This is a genomic window from Microbacterium sp. NPDC055442 (assembly GCF_053644215.1).
The window spans coordinates 403,903-420,256 of sequence record NZ_JBSHLF010000004.1 but is presented as its reverse complement, the minus strand read 5'-3'; the positions used below and the strand labels follow the sequence as shown (position 1 = coordinate 420,256).

General features: G+C 70.3%; 16 protein-coding genes. 2 read left to right on the top strand and 14 right to left on the bottom strand.

Going from position 1 to position 16,354, the window contains the following annotated elements; genetic code table 11:
* Window positions 1-15: 15 nt before the first annotated feature.
* Together ACWIBS_RS11615 and coaBC are read right to left on the bottom strand one after the other, a co-directional pair.
* Window positions 16-915, bottom strand: coding sequence for a glycerophosphodiester phosphodiesterase (locus tag ACWIBS_RS11615; protein WP_376130760.1), 900 nt, complete (start codon window positions 913-915; stop codon window positions 16-18).
* 75 nt (window positions 916-990) lie between these two features.
* Window positions 991-2,211 carry a bifunctional phosphopantothenoylcysteine decarboxylase/phosphopantothenate--cysteine ligase CoaBC gene (coaBC, locus tag ACWIBS_RS11610; RefSeq protein WP_376130763.1) on the bottom strand — a complete coding sequence of 407 codons (1,221 nt, stop codon included), beginning with the start codon at window positions 2,209-2,211 and terminating at the stop codon, window positions 991-993.
* A 44-nt stretch (window positions 2,212-2,255) separates the two neighbouring features.
* On the opposite strand from coaBC, the gene ACWIBS_RS11605 reads away from it, so the two are divergent.
* Window positions 2,256-2,972 (top strand): NRDE family protein, encoded by a 717-nt coding sequence (locus ACWIBS_RS11605; protein WP_376130766.1) that lies wholly within the window; start codon window positions 2,256-2,258, stop codon window positions 2,970-2,972.
* A 487-nt stretch (window positions 2,973-3,459) separates the two neighbouring features.
* Here ACWIBS_RS11605 and ACWIBS_RS11600 read toward each other — a convergent pair whose 3' ends face one another.
* From ACWIBS_RS11600 to truB, 8 genes are all read right to left on the bottom strand, one after another.
* On the bottom strand, window positions 3,460-4,323 hold the full coding sequence (locus ACWIBS_RS11600; protein WP_376130769.1) for an aldehyde dehydrogenase family protein: 864 nt from the start codon (window positions 4,321-4,323) through the stop codon (window positions 3,460-3,462).
* Window positions 4,320-5,762 carry an aldehyde dehydrogenase family protein gene (locus ACWIBS_RS11595; protein WP_376130772.1) on the bottom strand — a complete coding sequence of 481 codons (1,443 nt, stop codon included), beginning with the start codon at window positions 5,760-5,762 and terminating at the stop codon, window positions 4,320-4,322. The genes ACWIBS_RS11600 and ACWIBS_RS11595 overlap by 4 nt, the downstream gene beginning before the upstream one ends.
* 55 nt (window positions 5,763-5,817) lie before the next feature.
* A complete protein-coding gene (deoC, locus tag ACWIBS_RS11590; protein ID WP_376130775.1) occupies window positions 5,818-6,825 on the bottom strand; it encodes a deoxyribose-phosphate aldolase in 1,008 nt (335 codons plus the stop codon).
* Between the two features lie 119 nt (window positions 6,826-6,944).
* The gene (locus tag ACWIBS_RS11585) at window positions 6,945-7,667 is read right to left on the bottom strand and encodes a hypothetical protein (protein ID WP_376130777.1); all 723 of its coding nucleotides are present in this window, start codon (window positions 7,665-7,667) and stop codon (window positions 6,945-6,947) included.
* A complete protein-coding gene (locus ACWIBS_RS11580) occupies window positions 7,664-8,623 on the bottom strand; it encodes a bifunctional riboflavin kinase/FAD synthetase (RefSeq protein WP_376130780.1) in 960 nt (319 codons plus the stop codon). The genes ACWIBS_RS11585 and ACWIBS_RS11580 overlap by 4 nt, the downstream gene beginning before the upstream one ends.
* Entirely contained in the window at window positions 8,620-9,057 is a 438-nt protein-coding gene (locus ACWIBS_RS11575; protein WP_376130783.1) for a hypothetical protein, read from the bottom strand. The genes ACWIBS_RS11580 and ACWIBS_RS11575 overlap by 4 nt, the downstream gene beginning before the upstream one ends.
* A 49-nt stretch (window positions 9,058-9,106) precedes the next feature.
* Window positions 9,107-9,475: a hypothetical protein gene (locus ACWIBS_RS11570; RefSeq protein ID WP_376130786.1), complete on the bottom strand. Its 369-nt coding sequence runs from the start codon at window positions 9,473-9,475 to the stop codon at window positions 9,107-9,109.
* Complete coding sequence (gene truB, locus ACWIBS_RS11565; RefSeq protein WP_376130789.1) at window positions 9,472-10,500, bottom strand: tRNA pseudouridine(55) synthase TruB; 1,029 nt, start codon at window positions 10,498-10,500, stop codon at window positions 9,472-9,474. Before truB ends, ACWIBS_RS11570 begins: the two co-directional genes overlap by 4 nt.
* 153 nt (window positions 10,501-10,653) lie before the next feature.
* On the opposite strand from truB, the gene ACWIBS_RS11560 reads away from it, so the two are divergent.
* On the top strand, window positions 10,654-11,520 hold the full coding sequence (locus ACWIBS_RS11560) for an HhH-GPD family protein (protein ID WP_376129884.1): 867 nt from the start codon (window positions 10,654-10,656) through the stop codon (window positions 11,518-11,520).
* 184 nt (window positions 11,521-11,704) lie between these two features.
* Here ACWIBS_RS11560 and rbfA read toward each other — a convergent pair whose 3' ends face one another.
* From rbfA to nusA, 4 genes are read right to left on the bottom strand one after another with little or no spacing between them, the layout of a single operon-like run.
* The gene (rbfA, locus tag ACWIBS_RS11555; RefSeq protein WP_376129887.1) at window positions 11,705-12,136 is read right to left on the bottom strand and encodes a 30S ribosome-binding factor RbfA; all 432 of its coding nucleotides are present in this window, start codon (window positions 12,134-12,136) and stop codon (window positions 11,705-11,707) included.
* A 56-nt stretch (window positions 12,137-12,192) separates the two neighbouring features.
* Entirely contained in the window at window positions 12,193-14,973 is a 2,781-nt protein-coding gene (infB, locus tag ACWIBS_RS11550) for a translation initiation factor IF-2 (RefSeq protein ID WP_376129890.1), read from the bottom strand.
* 56 nt (window positions 14,974-15,029) lie between these two features.
* Window positions 15,030-15,302: a YlxR family protein gene (locus tag ACWIBS_RS11545; protein WP_376129893.1), complete on the bottom strand. Its 273-nt coding sequence runs from the start codon at window positions 15,300-15,302 to the stop codon at window positions 15,030-15,032.
* 32 nt (window positions 15,303-15,334) lie between these two features.
* Complete coding sequence (nusA, locus tag ACWIBS_RS11540; protein ID WP_376129896.1) at window positions 15,335-16,324, bottom strand: transcription termination factor NusA; 990 nt, start codon at window positions 16,322-16,324, stop codon at window positions 15,335-15,337.
* Window positions 16,325-16,354 lie beyond the last annotated feature (30 nt).

The following is a 16,354-nucleotide window of genomic DNA, read 5'->3' as shown; positions in this document are numbered from 1 at the left end:
TGCGACGCCCCGACCCTACCGCTCGCCGGCGACCGCCTGCTGCCACTCGGACAGCGTGCCGGGATCGTCGGTCACGATCCCGTCGACGCCCAGGGCTGTGACGGCGTCCCAGTGCGTGTCGGAGTTGAGCGTGTAGACCACGACCCGCAAGCCCTCGGCGTGCGCTTCGTCGACGATGCCGGGCTGTTCGAGCACGGCGCTGCGGCTCACGACGATGCCGCGCGCTCCCGCCTCGGCCGCCGCGCGCACGACGTCGGGGGGAAGCTGGCGCAGGATGAGCAGCCGCGGAGCCAGATCGGAGGCGTCCGCCGCGAGCGCAAGGGTGCGGGCGTCGAAGCTGGACAGCGCGACGCGGCGCTCGATGTCGCGCGCTTCGAGTTCGTCGACGAGACGGGCGAGGGATGCCGCATCCCACTCCCCCTTCAGCTCGAGCAGCGCCCGTTGCGGCGTCTCGGCGAGCACATCGAGGAACTCCGCGACGGTCGGCACACGGGTGCCGGCGTAGTCCGGGTGGAACCAGGCCCCCGCGTCGAGCTCGCGGATCTGCGCGAGCGTCAGCGCCTCGACCCGCCCCTGCCCGTCGGTCGTGCGATCCACCGTCGCGTCGTGCATCAGCACGGCGTGGCCGTCGAGCGTCAGTGCGACATCGACCTCGACGTAGTCGAACCCGGCGGCGAGCGCCGCCGAGATCGCCGGCAGCGTGTTCTCGGGCGCCGTCGCACCACCACCGCGGTGGCTCGCGATGAACGCCGCATCCCCCGGCGCGCGCGGATCTCCGAGCAGCTCGGTCGTGCCGACCCGCGCGGGAGTCGCCCCCACGAGCGCGATGAGCACGCTCACGATCGACAGCACGCAGACGACGACGAGCGCTCGCATCCGATCGCCCTGACGGGCGGATGCGGATCGGTCGGGCATCGGGCGGGTCCTCCTGCTTCGCGGCATCGTCTTCGACGCCGTGCGACCACCCTAGCCCCAGTCGTTACCTTTTCGTTATGTCTTTTCTCGCGAACTGCGGATCGTGTCCCAGAGCGCGTCGGCGACGGCGCGCTTGGACCCTTTCGCGCTCGCGGCGATCCGGCCCGCGGCATCCAAGATCACGACATCGTTTCCCTCGGCCTCGAAGCCCTTCTTCCAGCCGACCTCGTTGACGACGAGCAGGTCGGTGCCCTTGCGCGCGGCCTTGCGGCGCCCGCGGTCGAGCAGCGAGTCCCCGTCACCGGGCGTCTCCGCCGCGAACCCGACGATCGTCTGCCGCTCGCGGCGACCACGCGCGAGCGCCGCGAGGATGTCGTCGTTCTCGACGAGATGCAGGGTCATGCCGCCGTCGGCGTCCTCCTTCGCGAGCTTGCGGTCCGCCACGTCGGCGACCCGGTAGTCGGACACCGCCGCTGCCATGACGACGACGTCGGCACTCGCGGCCGCCGGCCCCATGGCGTCCTGCAACTCGGCCGCCGTGCCCACGCGCACGATCCGCACGCGGGGATGAGCGGATGCTGCCGCCAGCACGCCGTCATCGACGTGAGCCGCGACGAGCTCCACCTCGGCACCGCGGTCGGCGGCGGCGAGGGCGACGGCGACCCCCTGTCGACCGCTCGACCGATTGCCGATGAAGCGCACGGGGTCGATCGGCTCGCGTGTGCCCCCCGTGCTCACGGCGACCCGCAGCCCCGCGAGATCGCGCGCATCGGAACCGACCGCGGCGAGCGCCGCCGCGACGATGGCCTCGGGATCCGACATCCGGCCGGGACCGGTGTCGCCGCCCGTGAGCGCCCCGTCATCCGGCCCGACGATCGTGACCCCGCGCGCCTGGAGGGTCTGGATATTGGCGACGGTCGCGGGGTGCCGCCACATCTCGGTGTGCATGGCGGGCGCCACGACGACCGGTGCCACCGTGGCGAGTAGGGTTGTTCCGAGGAGATCGTCCGCGAGTCCCGTGGCCATCTTCGCGAGGCTGTTCGCCGTCGCAGGCGCCACGATGACGAGGTCGGCCGACTGGCCGAGCGAGACGTGACGCACGCGGGCGACATCGTCGTGGACGGAGGTCGTCACGGGATTGCGGCTGATCGACTCCCAGGTCGGCAACCCGACGAACCGCACGGCATCGGCCGTCGGCACGACGTGCACGTCGTGCCCCTCCAGAACCAGGAGGCGCACGAGATGCACCGTCTTGTAGGCGGCGATCCCGCCGGTGACTCCGACCACGACGAACATCATCCGATCTTGGCACGACCGCGCCCGACGAGACAGGAGACCGCATGTGCACCGTCGTCATCCGTGTACCCGATGCACCGGGTGAGGCGATCCGTCTGCTCGCGATCCGCGACGAAGACCCCGCGCGTCCCTGGAATCCACTCGGGCGCTGGTGGCCCGAGCAGCACGAGGGCGTCGTCGGCGTCCGTGACGTCCGGGCGGGCGGGGCATGGCTCGCAGCCGACGCCGACACGCGGCGGCTCGCCGTGCTGCTCAACCGCGCCGACGTCTCGGCGCGACCCGAGTCCGAGCTGGAGTCGCGCGGCGGCATCGTGCTGGATTCGGTCGCGGGCCGCTCCCCCGCCAGGTCCCCCGCGACGCACGGGTTCAACCTCGTCGAGGTCGGACCGGGGAGTGCGCGGGTGTCATCGTGGGACGGCGATCGCCTGCGCACGCAACGGCTCGCTCCCGGCACGCACATGATCGCGCACGGCGACGTCGACGATGCCACGACACCGCGCATCGCGCATTGGCTCGACCACTTCCGCGCGGCCGAACCGGGCGCGGACGCCGCGTGGTGGCATCCGTGGCTCTCGGTCCTGGAGCGCTCGACCGAGCTTCCGAGCACCGACGACCGCGCGATCATCCGCGACAACCGCCCGTACGGCTATCCGACGCTGTCGCTGCTCGCGTGCGTCGCGCAGGTCTCACCGGCAGGTCTTGACGTGCACTACGGCGAACTCGCCGTTCCCGGCGCCTGGGGCGGCCTCACCCTCTCGTAGCCGCTCCCTCTACCCTCTTGGGCGCCGAACTACCCCCCTTGGTCGCCGAACCGTACCGTTCCCGTCGAACCGTACGTCGAGGCGGTGCGGTACGACGCGATCGGTACGGTTCGACGGATGCTGCCGGTCCGTCTACCCCCTGGGCGCCGAATTACCCCCCTTGTTGGCCGAACCGTACCGTTCCCGTCGAACCGTACGTCGAGGCGGTGCGGTTCGACGGGATCGATATGGTTCGACGGATGCTGCCGGTCCGTCTACCCCCGTGGTCGCCGAATTACCCCCCTTGTTGGCCGAACCGTACCGTTCCCGTCGAACCGTACGTCGAGGCGGTGCGGTTCGACGTGATCAGTACGGTTCGACGAATGCAGCCGCTCCGGACACCGACGCACGGCGCAATCGATACGGTTCGACGGATGCCGCCGCTCCGGACACCGACGCACGGCGCGATCGGTACGGTTCGACGGATGCCGCCGCTCCGGCGGACGCGTCAGATGAGGGACTTGGTGTGCCAGACGGTCTTCGTCTCGGTGAAGGCGGCGATGCGCGCGAGCGCGGGAGCCGCGGCATCCGGACCGTTCTCGGGAGGGAGCACGCGCGTCAGCGTCTCGGCGGCGGCGATCTGCAGATCGATCCAGTCGAGATCGCCCGCACCCACGAGGTCGAGGGCGTTGACGTCGGGGTGCGACGCGAGCCACGGCGCGATCTCGGCGGGCGAGCCCGTGAGCACGTTGACGACTCCTCCTGGCACGTCCGACGTCGCGAGCACCTCGGCCAGCGAGATCGCCGAGAGCGGGAAACGCTCGGATGCCACGACGACGACCGCGTTGCCCGTCACGAGTGCGGGCGCAATGGCCGACACGAGTCCGACGAGCGCGGTGTCCTGCGGAGCGACGACGCCGACGACGCCCGTCGGCTCGGGCACCGAGATGTTGAAGTACGGACCGGCGACGGGATTGCCGTTGCCGGCGACCTGGGCGAACTTGTCGCACCAGCCCGCGTACCAGACCCAGCGGTCGATCGCCTCGTCGACCTCGGCGCCGGCGGCCGACGACGACACCCCGGTCTGCGCGATGATCTCGTCGATGAACTGCGCGCGGCGTCCCTCGAGGATCTCGGCGACACGGTAGAGCACCTGTCCGCGGTTGTAGGCGGTCGCCCCCGACCAGCCCTTCACGGCTCCGCGGGCGGCGACGACGGCGTCTCGCGCGTCCTTGCGGGATCCGAGCGCGGCATTCGCGAGGAAGTCGCCCTTCTTCGAGAGCACCTCATAGGTGCGCCCGGACTCGCTGCGCGGGAACTTTCCGCCGATGTAGAGCTTGTACGTCTTCGGCACAGTCAGCCGCTTGCTCACGCTGTGCCTCCCTTCAGGTAGGCGAGGAGGCCGTGCCGGCCGCCCTCACGGCCGTAGCCGGACTCCTTGTATCCGCCGAACGGCGACGACGGGTCGAAGCGGTTGAACGTGTTCGCCCACACGACGCCGGCGCGAAGGCGATCGGCGACCGCGAGGATGCGGGACCCCTTGTCGGTCCAGATGCCGGCGGACAGCCCGTACGGCGTGTTGTTGGCCTTGTCGATCGCCTCGGCGGGCGTGCGGAAGGTCAGCACCGACAGCACCGGTCCGAAGATCTCGTCGCGCGCGATGCGGTGCGACGCCTGCACGTTCGTGAAGATCGTCGGGGCGAACCAGAAGCCGTTGTCGGGGATGACGCACGGCGCGCTCCAGCGTTCGGCGCCCTCTTCTTCGCCGATGCTGCTGAGCTCGCGGATGCGCTCGAGCTGCTCGCGCGAGTTGATCGCGCCGATGTCGGTGTTCTTGTCGAGCGGATCGCCCAGACGCAGCGTCGACAGTCGCTCCTTGAGCCGATCGACGACCTCGTCGTGCACCGATTCCTGCACGAGCAGACGGCTGCCCGCGCAGCAGACGTGCCCCTGGTTGAAGAAGATGCCGTTGACGATGCCCTCGATCGCCTGATCGACGGGCGCGTCTTCGAAGACGATGTTCGCCGCCTTGCCGCCGAGCTCGAGCGTGAGCTTCTTGTCGGTTCCGGCGACCGCCTTGGCGATCTCACGGCCGACGGCGGTCGAGCCGGTGAAGGCGACCTTGTTCACGTCGGGATGCCGCACGAGTGCCGCGCCCGTCGCTCCCGCGCCCGTCACGATGTTGACGACACCGGGCGGCAGGTCGGCCTGCTGCAGGATCTCGGCGAAGATGAGCGCCGACAGCGGAGTGGTCTCGGCGGGCTTGATCACGACGGTGTTGCCGGCCGCGAGCGCCGGGGCGATCTTCCACGCGAGCATGAGCAGCGGGAAGTTCCACGGGATGACCTGCGCCGCGACGCCGAGCGGTCTCGGGTTCGCGCCCAGCCCCGCATGGTCGAGCTTGTCGGCCCAGCCCGCGTAGTAGAAGAACCATGCCGCCACCAGCGGCACGTCGACGTCGCGGCTCTCCTTGATGGGCTTGCCGTTGTCGAGGCTCTCGGCGACGGCGAGCTCCCGTGCGCGCTCCTGCACGAGCCGGGCGATGCGGAAGAGGTACTTGCCGCGGTCGCGGCCGCTCATGCGGGACCAGGTCTTGTCGTAGGCACGGCGTGCGGCTGCGACGGCGGTGTCGACATCGGCCTCGGTCGCCGCCGCGATCGTGGTGATGTGCGATTCGTCGGCGGGTGAGATCGTCGCGAACGACTCCCCCGATCCGTCGCGGAACTCGCCGTCGATGAAGAGCCCGTAGGCGTCTCGCAGGTTGAGCACCGCGCGCGACTCCGGCGCGGGTGCGTACTCGAGGAATGTCATTTCTCTCCCGGGTGCTGCTCGTCGGCAGGCTCGGGGACCGCCCGTGCGGTGCCCATCAGTCGATCGTCACGTAGTCGGCACCGGAGTAGTGTCCGGTCGTCAGCTTCTGGCGCTGCAGCAGCACATCGTTGAGCAGGCTCGATGCGCCGTAGCGGAAGAGGTGGGGCTGCAGCCACTCCTCGCCCACGGTCTCAGCGACCGTCACGAGGTACTTGATCGCGTCTTTCGACGTTCGGATGCCGCCTGCCGGCTTCACGCCGATCTTCTCGCCCGTCGCGCGATACCAGTCGCGCACGACCTCGAGCATGAGAAGAGTCGTCGGCAGGGTCGCGGCGGGCTGCACCTTGCCCGTCGACGTCTTGATGAAGTCACCGCCCGCGAGGATGGCAAGCCACGACGCGCGCTTGATGTTGTCGTAGGTGTTGAGCTCACCCGTCTCGAGGATGACCTTGAGCGACGCGAACGTGCCGTCTTCGCGACGGCACGCCTGCTTGACCTGCGCGATCTGGTCGAAGACGAGGCCGTAGCGCCCCGCGAGGAACGCACCGCGGTCGATGACCATGTCGATCTCGTCGGCGCCGTGCGCGACCGCCTCTGCGGTGTCGGCGAGCTTGATCGCCAGCGACGCGCGGCCGCTCGGGAACGCCGTGGCGACGGCCGCGACGCTCACTCCGCCGTCGTCGGGGTCGCCGTGCGCGGAGCCGAGGGCCGAGACGGCGTCCGGCACCATGTCGCCATAGACGCACACGGCCGCGACGCGCGGGCAGGTCGGGTCCGCGGCATCCGGGTTCAGGGCTTTCGCGACGAGGGAGCGCACCTTGCCGGGGGTGTCGGCGCCCTCGAGCGTCGTCAGATCGATGAGCGAGATGATCTTGTCGAGGGCCCACGCCTTCGACGACGTCTTGATGGACCGCGTGCCCAGCGCCGCCGCGCGCTGTTCGAGCCCCACGGCGTCGACACCCGGAAGCCCGTGCAGGTAGCGTCGCAGCGTCGTGTCGTCGGGCTCGCCGCCGAGCAGTTCGACGGCGCGCTCGGGGAGCGTCTGCAGGTCGGATCGGCTCATGGTTCTCCCTGTGGCGTGCGGTGCGACGGACCGGCCCGTTCGCAAGCGTCGAGCCTACCCGCCGTGGACGGACGAGAACGCTGTCTGGCCTCGATCGTAGAGCCGCCTCGAGCGCAGGTCTATGCGCGCGGAGCAGCCAGCAGCTCGTCGACGAGAGCGTCCGGGGAGATACCGCGTCGCGCGGCTTCCGCGTCGAGGCGCTCGACGGCCTGCCGCGACAGCGAGCCGGCGGTCGGCCGTTCCCGCAGCAGCAGCGAGATGACCGGCACGACGATCGCGCCCAGCGCCGCGAGGATCGCGAAGATCCCCAGCACTCGTGCGTACGCGTCGTCGTCGATCGTCTCGCCCCACCAGATGAGGTAGACGGTCAAGCCGAGCACGACGGCGAAGAAGCCGAGGGTGATGATGAGACCCCATCGCACAGCCGGCTGCCGGCGATCTGCGAGCAGAAGGAGCAGCGAGGCCAATGCGAACGCCGCGGTCATGGCGATGCCCGTCCCGGCCACACGCCACAGGTTGTCGGACACCTCCCACGACGCCGGTTCGTACCAGAGCAGGAGCACCACGAGCGCGGCGGCGATGACCGACACCGCCGCACCGATCAGGCCGAAGGCCTGCAGGCGGCGCCCCGCGAGGGCGACGCAGCAGAGGACCGCGACGCTGAAGGCTCCGATGACCGCCGTCGTGCCGAGCACGCGTGCGCCCATCTCATCGAGCGAGCCGCCGAGGAGGACCGCGATGCCGCCGACGGCGGCCGCGCCGAACGAGACGACGATGATGCCGACGATGATCTTGCGCGCGAGGGAGACTGTGCCGCGGTTCGTGCGCTCGTCATCGGTCATGTCAGTGTTCGCCTCACCCGTTCGACGTCATCGGTCATCTGATCGATGAGGGCGTCGATGCCCTCGAACGCGACCATACCGCGCACGCGGTCGGTGAACTGCACCTCGACGCGGTGACCGTACAGATCGAGGTCGGTCTCGTCGAGCACGTGGGCTTCGACCTGCCGCACGGGCACATCGTCGAATGTCGGGTTCGTGCCGACGCTGATGGCCGCAGGATGGCGGACACCCGGGCGCAGGCCGTCGGCGGAGGTCTCATCGACGAGCCACCCCGCATAGACGCCGTCGGCGGGCACGAAGCCCTCGAGGTCGGGGGCGAGGTTCGCCGTCGGAAAGCCCATCTCGCGACCGCGCTTGAGCCCATGCACGACCTCTCCCCACACCGCGTGCGGCCGGCCGAGCAGCTTCGCCGCCGTCGCGACCTCGCCCTCGGCGAGGAGCTCGCGCACCCACGTCGACGACACGCGCCGGTCGCTCTCGACGGCGCGCACGTCGTCGACGACCTGCATCTCGAAGCCGAACTCGCGGCCCAGCTCGCACAGCACCTCGACCGTGCCGGCTCCGCCGCGGCCGAAGCGGAAGTCGCCGCCCACGAGAACCACCCGCGCGCCGAGCGCATCGACGAGCACCTGCTCGACGAAATCGCGCGGGGTGAGGTCGGCCAGAGCGCGGTCGAACGTCAGCATGAGGGTCGCGTCGACCCCGGTCCGCTCGATCAGCTGCAGCTTCTGGTTGACGCCGACGAGCGTCGGGGGGCAGATGTCCGGCCGCAGCAGAGCGAGGGGGTTGCGGTCGAACGTCACCGCGACGACGCGCGCGCCGCTGGCGGCAGCATCCACTCTGGCCCGATCGATGACGGCGCGATGACCCGCGTGCATGCCGTCGAACTTGCCGATCGCGACGATCGACGGGCCGAACCCGGCGGGCACCTCGGCTGGGGAGCGGAAGATCATCATGGCGCGGCCACGACCCGGTCGGCGGCCGTCTGACGTGTGCGGTGGGTGATGAGCCACCACAGTCCGAGGAAGGGCAGAACGAGCGGCACGAAGACGTAGCCGAGTCCGAACCACGACCACACGGTCGGGTGTCCGAAGATCTCGGGGACGACGAGCGACAGCGTGCCCACGACGAGCACGCCGAGCAACTCGAACACGATCGCAGCCCAGGCGATGCGATACCACGTGCGCGATCGTGAGAACACGAGCGCGAGCGTCGCGAGGATGTAGACGACGGCCGCCAGCGCGGACAGCGAATACGCGAGCGGTGCCTCGTCGAATTCGCGGACGATCTGGACGAAGGAGCGACCGGTGGCGGCGAGCGCCATGACCGCGTAGACGATCACGAGCACGCGGCCGATGCCGGTCATGCGGGGGCGAGCAGGCGACGACATGACTTGTCAATCCTAGGGCGGATGCCGCACCCTCGCGGCGCGCGCGGTTTCACGCGACCTGAACCGTCCAGATGACCTGCATGCGCCACACCATGACGGCGACCGACAGGGCCGCGACGCCCATGATGACGGTGCTCCAGCGGCTGCGCTCGAGGAGGGCCCAGAAAGCTGCGGCCGGCGGCAGGATGACGGCCGAGACGAGGTACACCCACAGTTCGAGAAGGCTCCCCGTCGGGGGGTTGCCCGCCAGCGGCGAGACGATCGCGCTGACGACCTGCGCGATGAGCAGCAGTTCGATCAGCGCCAGCGCGCCGACCGTCAGGTCGCTCGGACGCCGCCCGGCGAGCCCCAGAACGACGCACAGCAGCCCCGCCACGACGGCGACCGCCACCTGAGCGATCGAGAACCACAGGATCATCCGGCTGCCTCCTCGGGCATGTTCATGGTGCTCTTGACGTCGGCCCCGCGCTTTTCGACGATTCCGACGAGGCCGCCGTCGGGCGCGACGGCGGCCGTAGGCGATGCGGGCAGACGGGATGCGGCATCCGCGAGTCGCTTGCCGTGACGCAGGTCGCGCGCCTCGTCCTCGGTCACGTCGAGGCGACCCAGGACGGCGACCGCCGCGGCGGCGGGGGTCAGCGCGTCGGCTTCGGCGAGATCGTCGATGAGCGCCGCCTGCGCGAGGGGGAACGGCCCGATGCGGGTGCGCCGCAGCGCGGTGAGGTGCCCGCCGACGCCGAGAGCCGCACCGAGGTCACGCGCGAGGGCGCGGATGTACGTGCCGCTCGAGCAGTCCACGACGACATCGAGGTCGATCGCCCCCTGGGGCGACCCTGGCCCGGTCCCTGAGCCCGTCGCGTCCCCGGTCCCTGAGCCGGCGTCCCCGGTCCCTGAGCCGGCGTCCCCGGTCCCGGAGCCGGCAGCCCCGGTCCCTGAGCCGGCTTCCCCGGTCCCTGAGCTCGTCGAAGGGCGGCGCACCTCGTGCACGTCGAACCGGGACACGGTGACCTCGCGCGACTTCAGCTGCACCGCTTCACCGGAGCGAGCGAGGTCGTACGCCCGCCGGCCGTCGACCTTGATCGCCGAGTACGTGCTCGGCACCTGCGAGATCAGTCCCGTGAGGCCGGCGACGGCGCCCGCGATGGCGGTGTCGTCGAGGCCCGCGGCATCCGTCGTCGCCATGATCTCGCCCTCGGCATCGTCGGTGTCCGTCGAGACCCCGAGCCGGATCGTCGCCTCGTAGGTCTTGTCGAGGCCGACGATGTAGGTGAGCAGGCGCGTGGCGCCCTCGACGCCGAGCACGAGGAGCCCCGTCGCCATCGGGTCGAGCGTGCCGGCGTGCCCGACCTTGCGCGTGCCGAAGGCGCGGCGGGCGCGCGCGACGACGTCGTGGCTCGTGATCCCCTGCGGCTTGTCGACGAGGACGATGCGGGGCGCGGGCATACCCTCCAGCTTACGACGCCCTCCGGGGCCGACAGACGTGACCGCGAGACCGCAACGGCGCGCCGAGACCGTGGGTATCACCCGCAGTCTCGGCGCGCCGTTGCAGTCTCGCGGGTAGGGGGTGGGGGTGGATCGAGGCTTAGGCTGGCGGGCGTGCCCGACCTCACGACGCCGCTCATCGCGTGGTACCGGCTGAACGCGCGCGACCTGCCGTGGCGCCGGACGGGATACGGCGCGTGGGGCATCCTCGTCAGCGAGTTCATGCTGCAGCAGACGCCGGTCGCCCGTGTCATTCCGCTCCTGACCGCCTGGCTCGAGCGCTGGCCGACCCCCTCGGCACTGGCCGCGGCCGCGCCCGCCGACGCCGTGCGCGAGTGGGCCAACCTCGGGTATCCCCGGCGCGCCCTGTGGCTGCACCGCGCCGCGACCGAGATCCGCGACCGCCACGACGACACCGTGCCCCGCGACGTCGACGCCCTCCTCGCCCTCACCGGCATCGGCGACTACACGGCGCGCGCCGTCGCCGTCTTCGCGTACGGCGACCGGCACCCCGTCGTCGACACGAACACGCGACGAGTGCTGGCCCGCGCCGTCGACGGTCGAAGCCAGCCCGGACCTCCGTCCACGCGCGATCTCGCTGCGATGGAGGCGATCCTCCCCACCGACGACGCGGAAGCCGCGATCGTCAACGCCGCGACGATGGAGCTCGGCGCCGTCGTCTGTACGGCGCGGGCACCCCGGTGCGGCGTGTGCCCCGTCGCCGACCGGTGCGCCTGGCGCGCTGCGGGATACCCCGACACGGGCGACGCGCGTCGCCGGCAGGCGCGTTACGAGGGCAGCGACCGGCAGGCGCGCGGCGCGGTCCTGAAGACACTGCGGGATGCCGCCGGCCACAGCGCGCCGCTGGCCGAGGTGATCCCCGACTGGGCGGACGCGCTCCAGCGCGACAGAGCGATCGACTCGCTCATCGCCGACGGCCTCGTCGAGGCCGCGGACGGCGTGCTCGCGCTCCCCCGCTGACTGCTGCGCAGCATCCGCTCTCCGTCTGACGAACGGCGTGGGCTCGGTTCAGCTGCCCCGGACTGCCGCAGGACAGCCGATTGAGGCGACCGAGCGGCCGAAGCGGGCATCGGGCGGCACGCACGCCACCCGGAAACGACGAGAGAGCGGATGCCGCGTGGCATCCGCTCTCATCGCGACACAGCTAGTCCTCGTCGTGCTCGCGCGGTTTGAGGTAGGGGTCCGCGTCCCCCGCGTACGTCGCGGAGTCCGCGAGTCCCGCGACGGCTTCATCGCGTTCCCGCGCTTCACGCAGCAGGTCGGCGATGTGGCCGGCGTTCTCGGGGATCGCGTCGGGGATGAATTCGAGCGACGGCGTGAGCCGCACGTTGAGGTGCTTGCCCACTTCGGAGCGCAGCATCCCCGTCGCCGACTTCAATGCCTCGGCCGAAGCGGCACGCTCCTCATCAGAACCGAGCACCGTGTAGAAGACCGACGCGTGCTGCAGGTCGCCCGTGACGCGCACGTCGGTGATCGTGACGAAGCCCAGTCGCGGGTCGCGCAGGCCCTTCTCGAGGCGCTCGGCGAGGATCACGCGGATCCGGTCACCCAGACGTGCCTGACGTTCCGATGCCATGTCTTTCCCTCCCTACGAGTGAGGGGACGCCCGAAGGCGCCCCTCACCACGTGTGACTAGCCGCGAGGCTTCTCGACCATTTCGGTGGTCTCGATCTCGTCGCCCACCTGGATGTCGTTGTACTTGCCGAGGCCGATACCGGCTTCGAAGTCCGTGCGGACCTCGGTGACGTCGTCCTTGAAGCGGCGCAGCGAGTCGATGGCCAGGCCATCGGCGATCACGACGCCGTCGCGGATGACGCGCGCCTTGGCGTTGCGCGTGATCGTGCCCGAGCGGACGATGACACCGGCGATGTTGCCGTACTTCGAGGAGCGGAACACCTCGCGGATCTCGGCGACACCCGACTGGACCTCTTCGTACTCCGGCTTGAGCAGGCCCTTGAGCGACTGCTCGACATCGTCGATCGCGTTGTAGATGACCGAGTAGAACCGGACGTCCACGCCTTCGCGGGCGGCGCGCTCGCGCGCCTTCGTGTCGGGGCGAACGTTGAACCCGATGACGATCGCGTTGTCGATCGTCGCGAGGTTGATGTCGGACTCGGTGATCGCGCCGACGCCGCGGTGGATGATCCGCAGCTGGACGGAGTCGTCGACCTCGATCTTGAGCAGCGATTCCTCGAGCGCCTCGACGGCACCCGACACGTCGCCCTTGATGATGAGGTTGAGCGACTCGACCTTGCCCTCTTCGAGAGCCCGCGTGAAGTCCTCGAGCGAGATGCGCTTGCGAGCCTTCGCGAGCTGCGCGTTGCGCTCGGCGGCCTCACGCTTCTCGGCGATCTGGCGGGCCATGCGGTCCTCGTCGGTGACGATGAACACGTCACCGGCGCGGGGCACCGAGTTCAGACCCTGCACCTGGACCGGACGCGACGGGTATGCCTCGTCGACCGCATCGCCGTTCTCGTCGATCATGGCGCGCACGCGGCCGTAGGCCGTGCCCGCGACGATCGCATCGCCGACGCGCAGCGTGCCGGACTGGATGAGCACGGTGGCCACGGAACCGCGACCCTTGTCGAGCTTCGCTTCGATCGCGATGCCGCGCGCAGCCTTGTTCGGGTTCGCCGTGAGGTCGAGACCTGCGTCGGCGGTGAGCAGCACGGCGTCCAGAAGCTCCTGGATGCCGGTGCCGTTGCGCGCCGAGATGTCGACGAACATGACATCGCCGCCGTACTCCTCGGCGACCAGTCCGTACTCGGTGAGCTGCTGACGCACCCGCGCGGGGTTCGCCTCGGGCTTGTCGACCTTGTTGACCGCGACCACGACCGGCACGTTCGCCGCCTGAGCGTGGTTCAGAGCCTCCACCGTCTGGGGCATGATGCCGTCGTCGGCGGCGACCACGAGGACCGCGATGTCGGTGACCTGCGCACCACGGGCACGCATGGCGGTGAACGCCTCGTGACCGGGGGTGTCGATGAAGGTCAGCGCGCGCTCGATGCCGTCGTGCTCGGTCCAGACCTGGTACGCACCGATGTGCTGCGTGATGCCTCCGGCCTCACCGGCGACCACGTTGGTCTGGCGGATCGCGTCGAGGGTACGGGTCTTACCGTGGTCGACGTGACCCATGACCGTGACGACGGGCGGACGGATCTCGAGGTCGTCTTCGCTCTCCGCCTCGAGTTCGGCCTCGAGGTCGAGACCGAAGCCTTCGAGGAGCTCTTTGTCCTCGTCCTCGGGCGAGACCATCTGGATCTTGTAGCCGAGTTCGGCACCCAGAACCTCGAACGTCGCCTCATCGAGCGACTCGGTGGCCGTGGCCATCTCACCGAGGTTGAACAGGATGGTCACGAGCGTGCCGGGCTGAACGGTGTAGCCGCGCAGCGCCTCGAGCTTGTCGGCGAAGTCGGCGATGGATGCACCGCGGCGAAGGCGGATGATCTCGCCGTTGCCCTTCGAGACGTTGACGCCGCCGACGACCGGCGCCGACCGCATCTCGAATTCTTGCCGCTTCGCCCTACGCGACTTGCGCTGCTTGGACTTGCCGCCGCCCTTGCCGAAGGCGCCCGCGGTTCCACCGCCGGGGCCACGGCCACGACCGCCACCGCCACCGGGACGACCGGCGAAACCGCCGACCGGACCACCGGGACGCTGGAAGCCACCGCCGGCGCCGCCCGGACGGCCGGGACCGCCGGGACGCTGCTGGAACGGTGCGCCGGGACGACCGCCACCGCCGGGACGACCGCCCTGACGGGGGGCGCCGGGACGCGGCGCGCCGGGACGCGGAGCCTGCGGACGCGGGATGTTGCCGGGGTTCGGGCGCTGGCCCATGCCCTGCGCCGATGCGAACGGGTTGTTGCCCGGACGCGGGCCGGCGGGCCGCTGGCCCATGCCCTGCGCCGACGCGAACGGGTTGTTGCCCGGACGCGGCGTGCCGCCCGGACGCGGCGGCTGCGGCGTCGCTGCGCCGGGGGTGCCGGCGCCGGGGTCGGTCGGCGCGGCGGGCGCAGCGGGAGCCTCGGCGGCCGGAGCCGCGGGAGCGGCCGGAGCCGGAGCCGCCGGAGCGGGAGCGGCCGGAGCCGGTGCTGCCGGAGCGGGAGTGGCCGGAGCCGGTGCTGCCGGAGCGGGGGCTGCCGAAGCAGGGGGTGCCGGAGCGGGCGCCGCGGGGCGCGCCGGGCCGGGACGACCCGCGGGACGTGCGGGAGCGGGCTTGCTCTCCGCCGCCTCAGCGGGTTTGGCGCCGTCTGCTTGCAGAGCGGCGCGAAGCTTGCGGGCCACGGGGGGCTCGATCGTCGACGAGGGGCTCTTGACGAATTCGCCGAGCTCCTTCAGCTTGGCGAGGGCCGCCTTGCTGTCGACACCGAGTTCCGATGCGATCTCGTGGACGCGGGGTTTGGCGTTTGCCACAGTTCTCCTGTCTGGGATCTGCCCAGACAGGACAGACCATTACTCGCGGACGGGTCTCATTTCGAGCCGTTCACTTTGTTTCCATAGCCATTCAGCCGTTTCTCGATGGTCTGCGTGTCAGGCTGCCCTGACACACGGAGTGCACGCACGAAGGCACGGCGCCGAAGGGCGGCATCCATGCACTCATGTGTGTCGTGCACCCAGGCGCCTCGCCCCGGAAGAATCGCCCGCTCGTCGGGGACGAGGGTTGATTCGATGGAAACCACCCTGAGAAGAGTGGACCGTGGCGCGCGCATGCGGCATCCGACACACGTTCGTACGGGCTCCATGGTACACCTCGGGGCTGAACGCCCGGTGCGCGTCAGCTCTCTTCCAGGATGGAGTCGGGCTGGATGTCGATCTTCGCGCCGGTGAGCTTCGCGGCGAGGCGCGCGTTCTGCCCCTCTTTGCCGATCGCGAGCGACAGCTGATAGTCGGGAACCAGCGCGCGCACGGCTTTGCTGGCGACATCGAGCACGAAGCTCGAGGTGACCTTGGCGGGCGAGAGCGCGTTCGCGACGAACTTCGGCAGCTCGGGGTCGTAGTCGACGATGTCGATCTTCTCGCCGCTCAGCTCTTCGGTGACGGCGCGTACGCGCCGTCCCAGTTCGCCGATGCAGGCGCCCTTCGCGTTGATCGTGGGGTCGTTCGCCTTGACCGCGATCTTCGTCCGGTGTCCGGCTTCGCGGGCGAGTGAGACGATCTCGACGAGGCCGGAGGCGATCTCGGGAACCTCGAGGGCGAAGAGCTTCCGCACCAGGCCCGGGTGCGTGCGCGAAACGGTGATCTGGGGGCCCTTCGTGCCCCGCGAGACCGACGTGACGTAGACGCGCACGCGCGTGCCGTGCGCGTAGTCCTCGCTGGGCACCTGCTCTTCGGGCGGCAGGATCGCCTCGACGGTGCCGAGGTCGACGTGCACCATGCGGGGGTTCGGCCCCTGCTGCACGACACCGGCGACGATGTCGCCTTCGCGCCCGCGGAACTCGCCCAGCACGGCGTCGTCGGCGATGTCGCGCAGACGCTGGCTGATGACCTGCTTGGCGGCGAACGCGGCGATGCGCCCGAAGTCCTCGGGCGTGGATTCCTCTTCGCCGATGACGACGTCTTCCTCATCGAGCAGCGGAACGAAGACCGAGACGTGACCCGTCTTGCGGTCGAGCTCTGCGCGCGCACCGGCGGGGAGCTCGCCATCGGGCGAAGTGTGCTTGGCGTAGGCGGTCAGGATCGCCTGCTCGATGATGCGAACGAGTTCGTCGAAGGGGATCTCCTTCTCGCGTTCGACGGTCCTCAGCAGTCCGAGATCGATGTCCACGATGGGCCTCCGTATTCAGCTCTCACCGGC

What these genes read in the sequence shown, in the direction of transcription:
- ACWIBS_RS11585 (WP_376130777.1), bottom strand. Translation starts at nt 7,667, where the DNA reads ATGACCGATGACGAGCGCACGAACCGCGGCACAGTCTCCCTCGCGCGC.
- ACWIBS_RS11615 (WP_376130760.1), bottom strand. Translation starts at nt 915, where the DNA reads ATGCCCGACCGATCCGCATCCGCCCGTCAGGGCGATCGGATGCGAGCG.
- ACWIBS_RS11545 (WP_376129893.1), bottom strand. Translation starts at nt 15,302, where the DNA reads ATGGAGCCCGTACGAACGTGTGTCGGATGCCGCATGCGCGCGCCACGG.
- coaBC (WP_376130763.1), bottom strand. Translation starts at nt 2,211, where the DNA reads ATGTTCGTCGTGGTCGGAGTCACCGGCGGGATCGCCGCCTACAAGACG.
- deoC (WP_376130775.1), bottom strand. Translation starts at nt 6,825, where the DNA reads ATGAGCCGATCCGACCTGCAGACGCTCCCCGAGCGCGCCGTCGAACTG.
- ACWIBS_RS11570 (WP_376130786.1), bottom strand. Translation starts at nt 9,475, where the DNA reads ATGATCCTGTGGTTCTCGATCGCTCAGGTGGCGGTCGCCGTCGTGGCG.
- rbfA (WP_376129887.1), bottom strand. Translation starts at nt 12,136, where the DNA reads ATGGCATCGGAACGTCAGGCACGTCTGGGTGACCGGATCCGCGTGATC.
- truB (WP_376130789.1), bottom strand. Translation starts at nt 10,500, where the DNA reads ATGCCCGCGCCCCGCATCGTCCTCGTCGACAAGCCGCAGGGGATCACG.
- ACWIBS_RS11580 (WP_376130780.1), bottom strand. Translation starts at nt 8,623, where the DNA reads ATGATGATCTTCCGCTCCCCAGCCGAGGTGCCCGCCGGGTTCGGCCCG.
- ACWIBS_RS11575 (WP_376130783.1), bottom strand. Translation starts at nt 9,057, where the DNA reads ATGTCGTCGCCTGCTCGCCCCCGCATGACCGGCATCGGCCGCGTGCTC.
- ACWIBS_RS11605 (WP_376130766.1), top strand. Translation starts at nt 2,256, where the DNA reads ATGTGCACCGTCGTCATCCGTGTACCCGATGCACCGGGTGAGGCGATC.
- ACWIBS_RS11595 (WP_376130772.1), bottom strand. Translation starts at nt 5,762, where the DNA reads ATGACATTCCTCGAGTACGCACCCGCGCCGGAGTCGCGCGCGGTGCTC.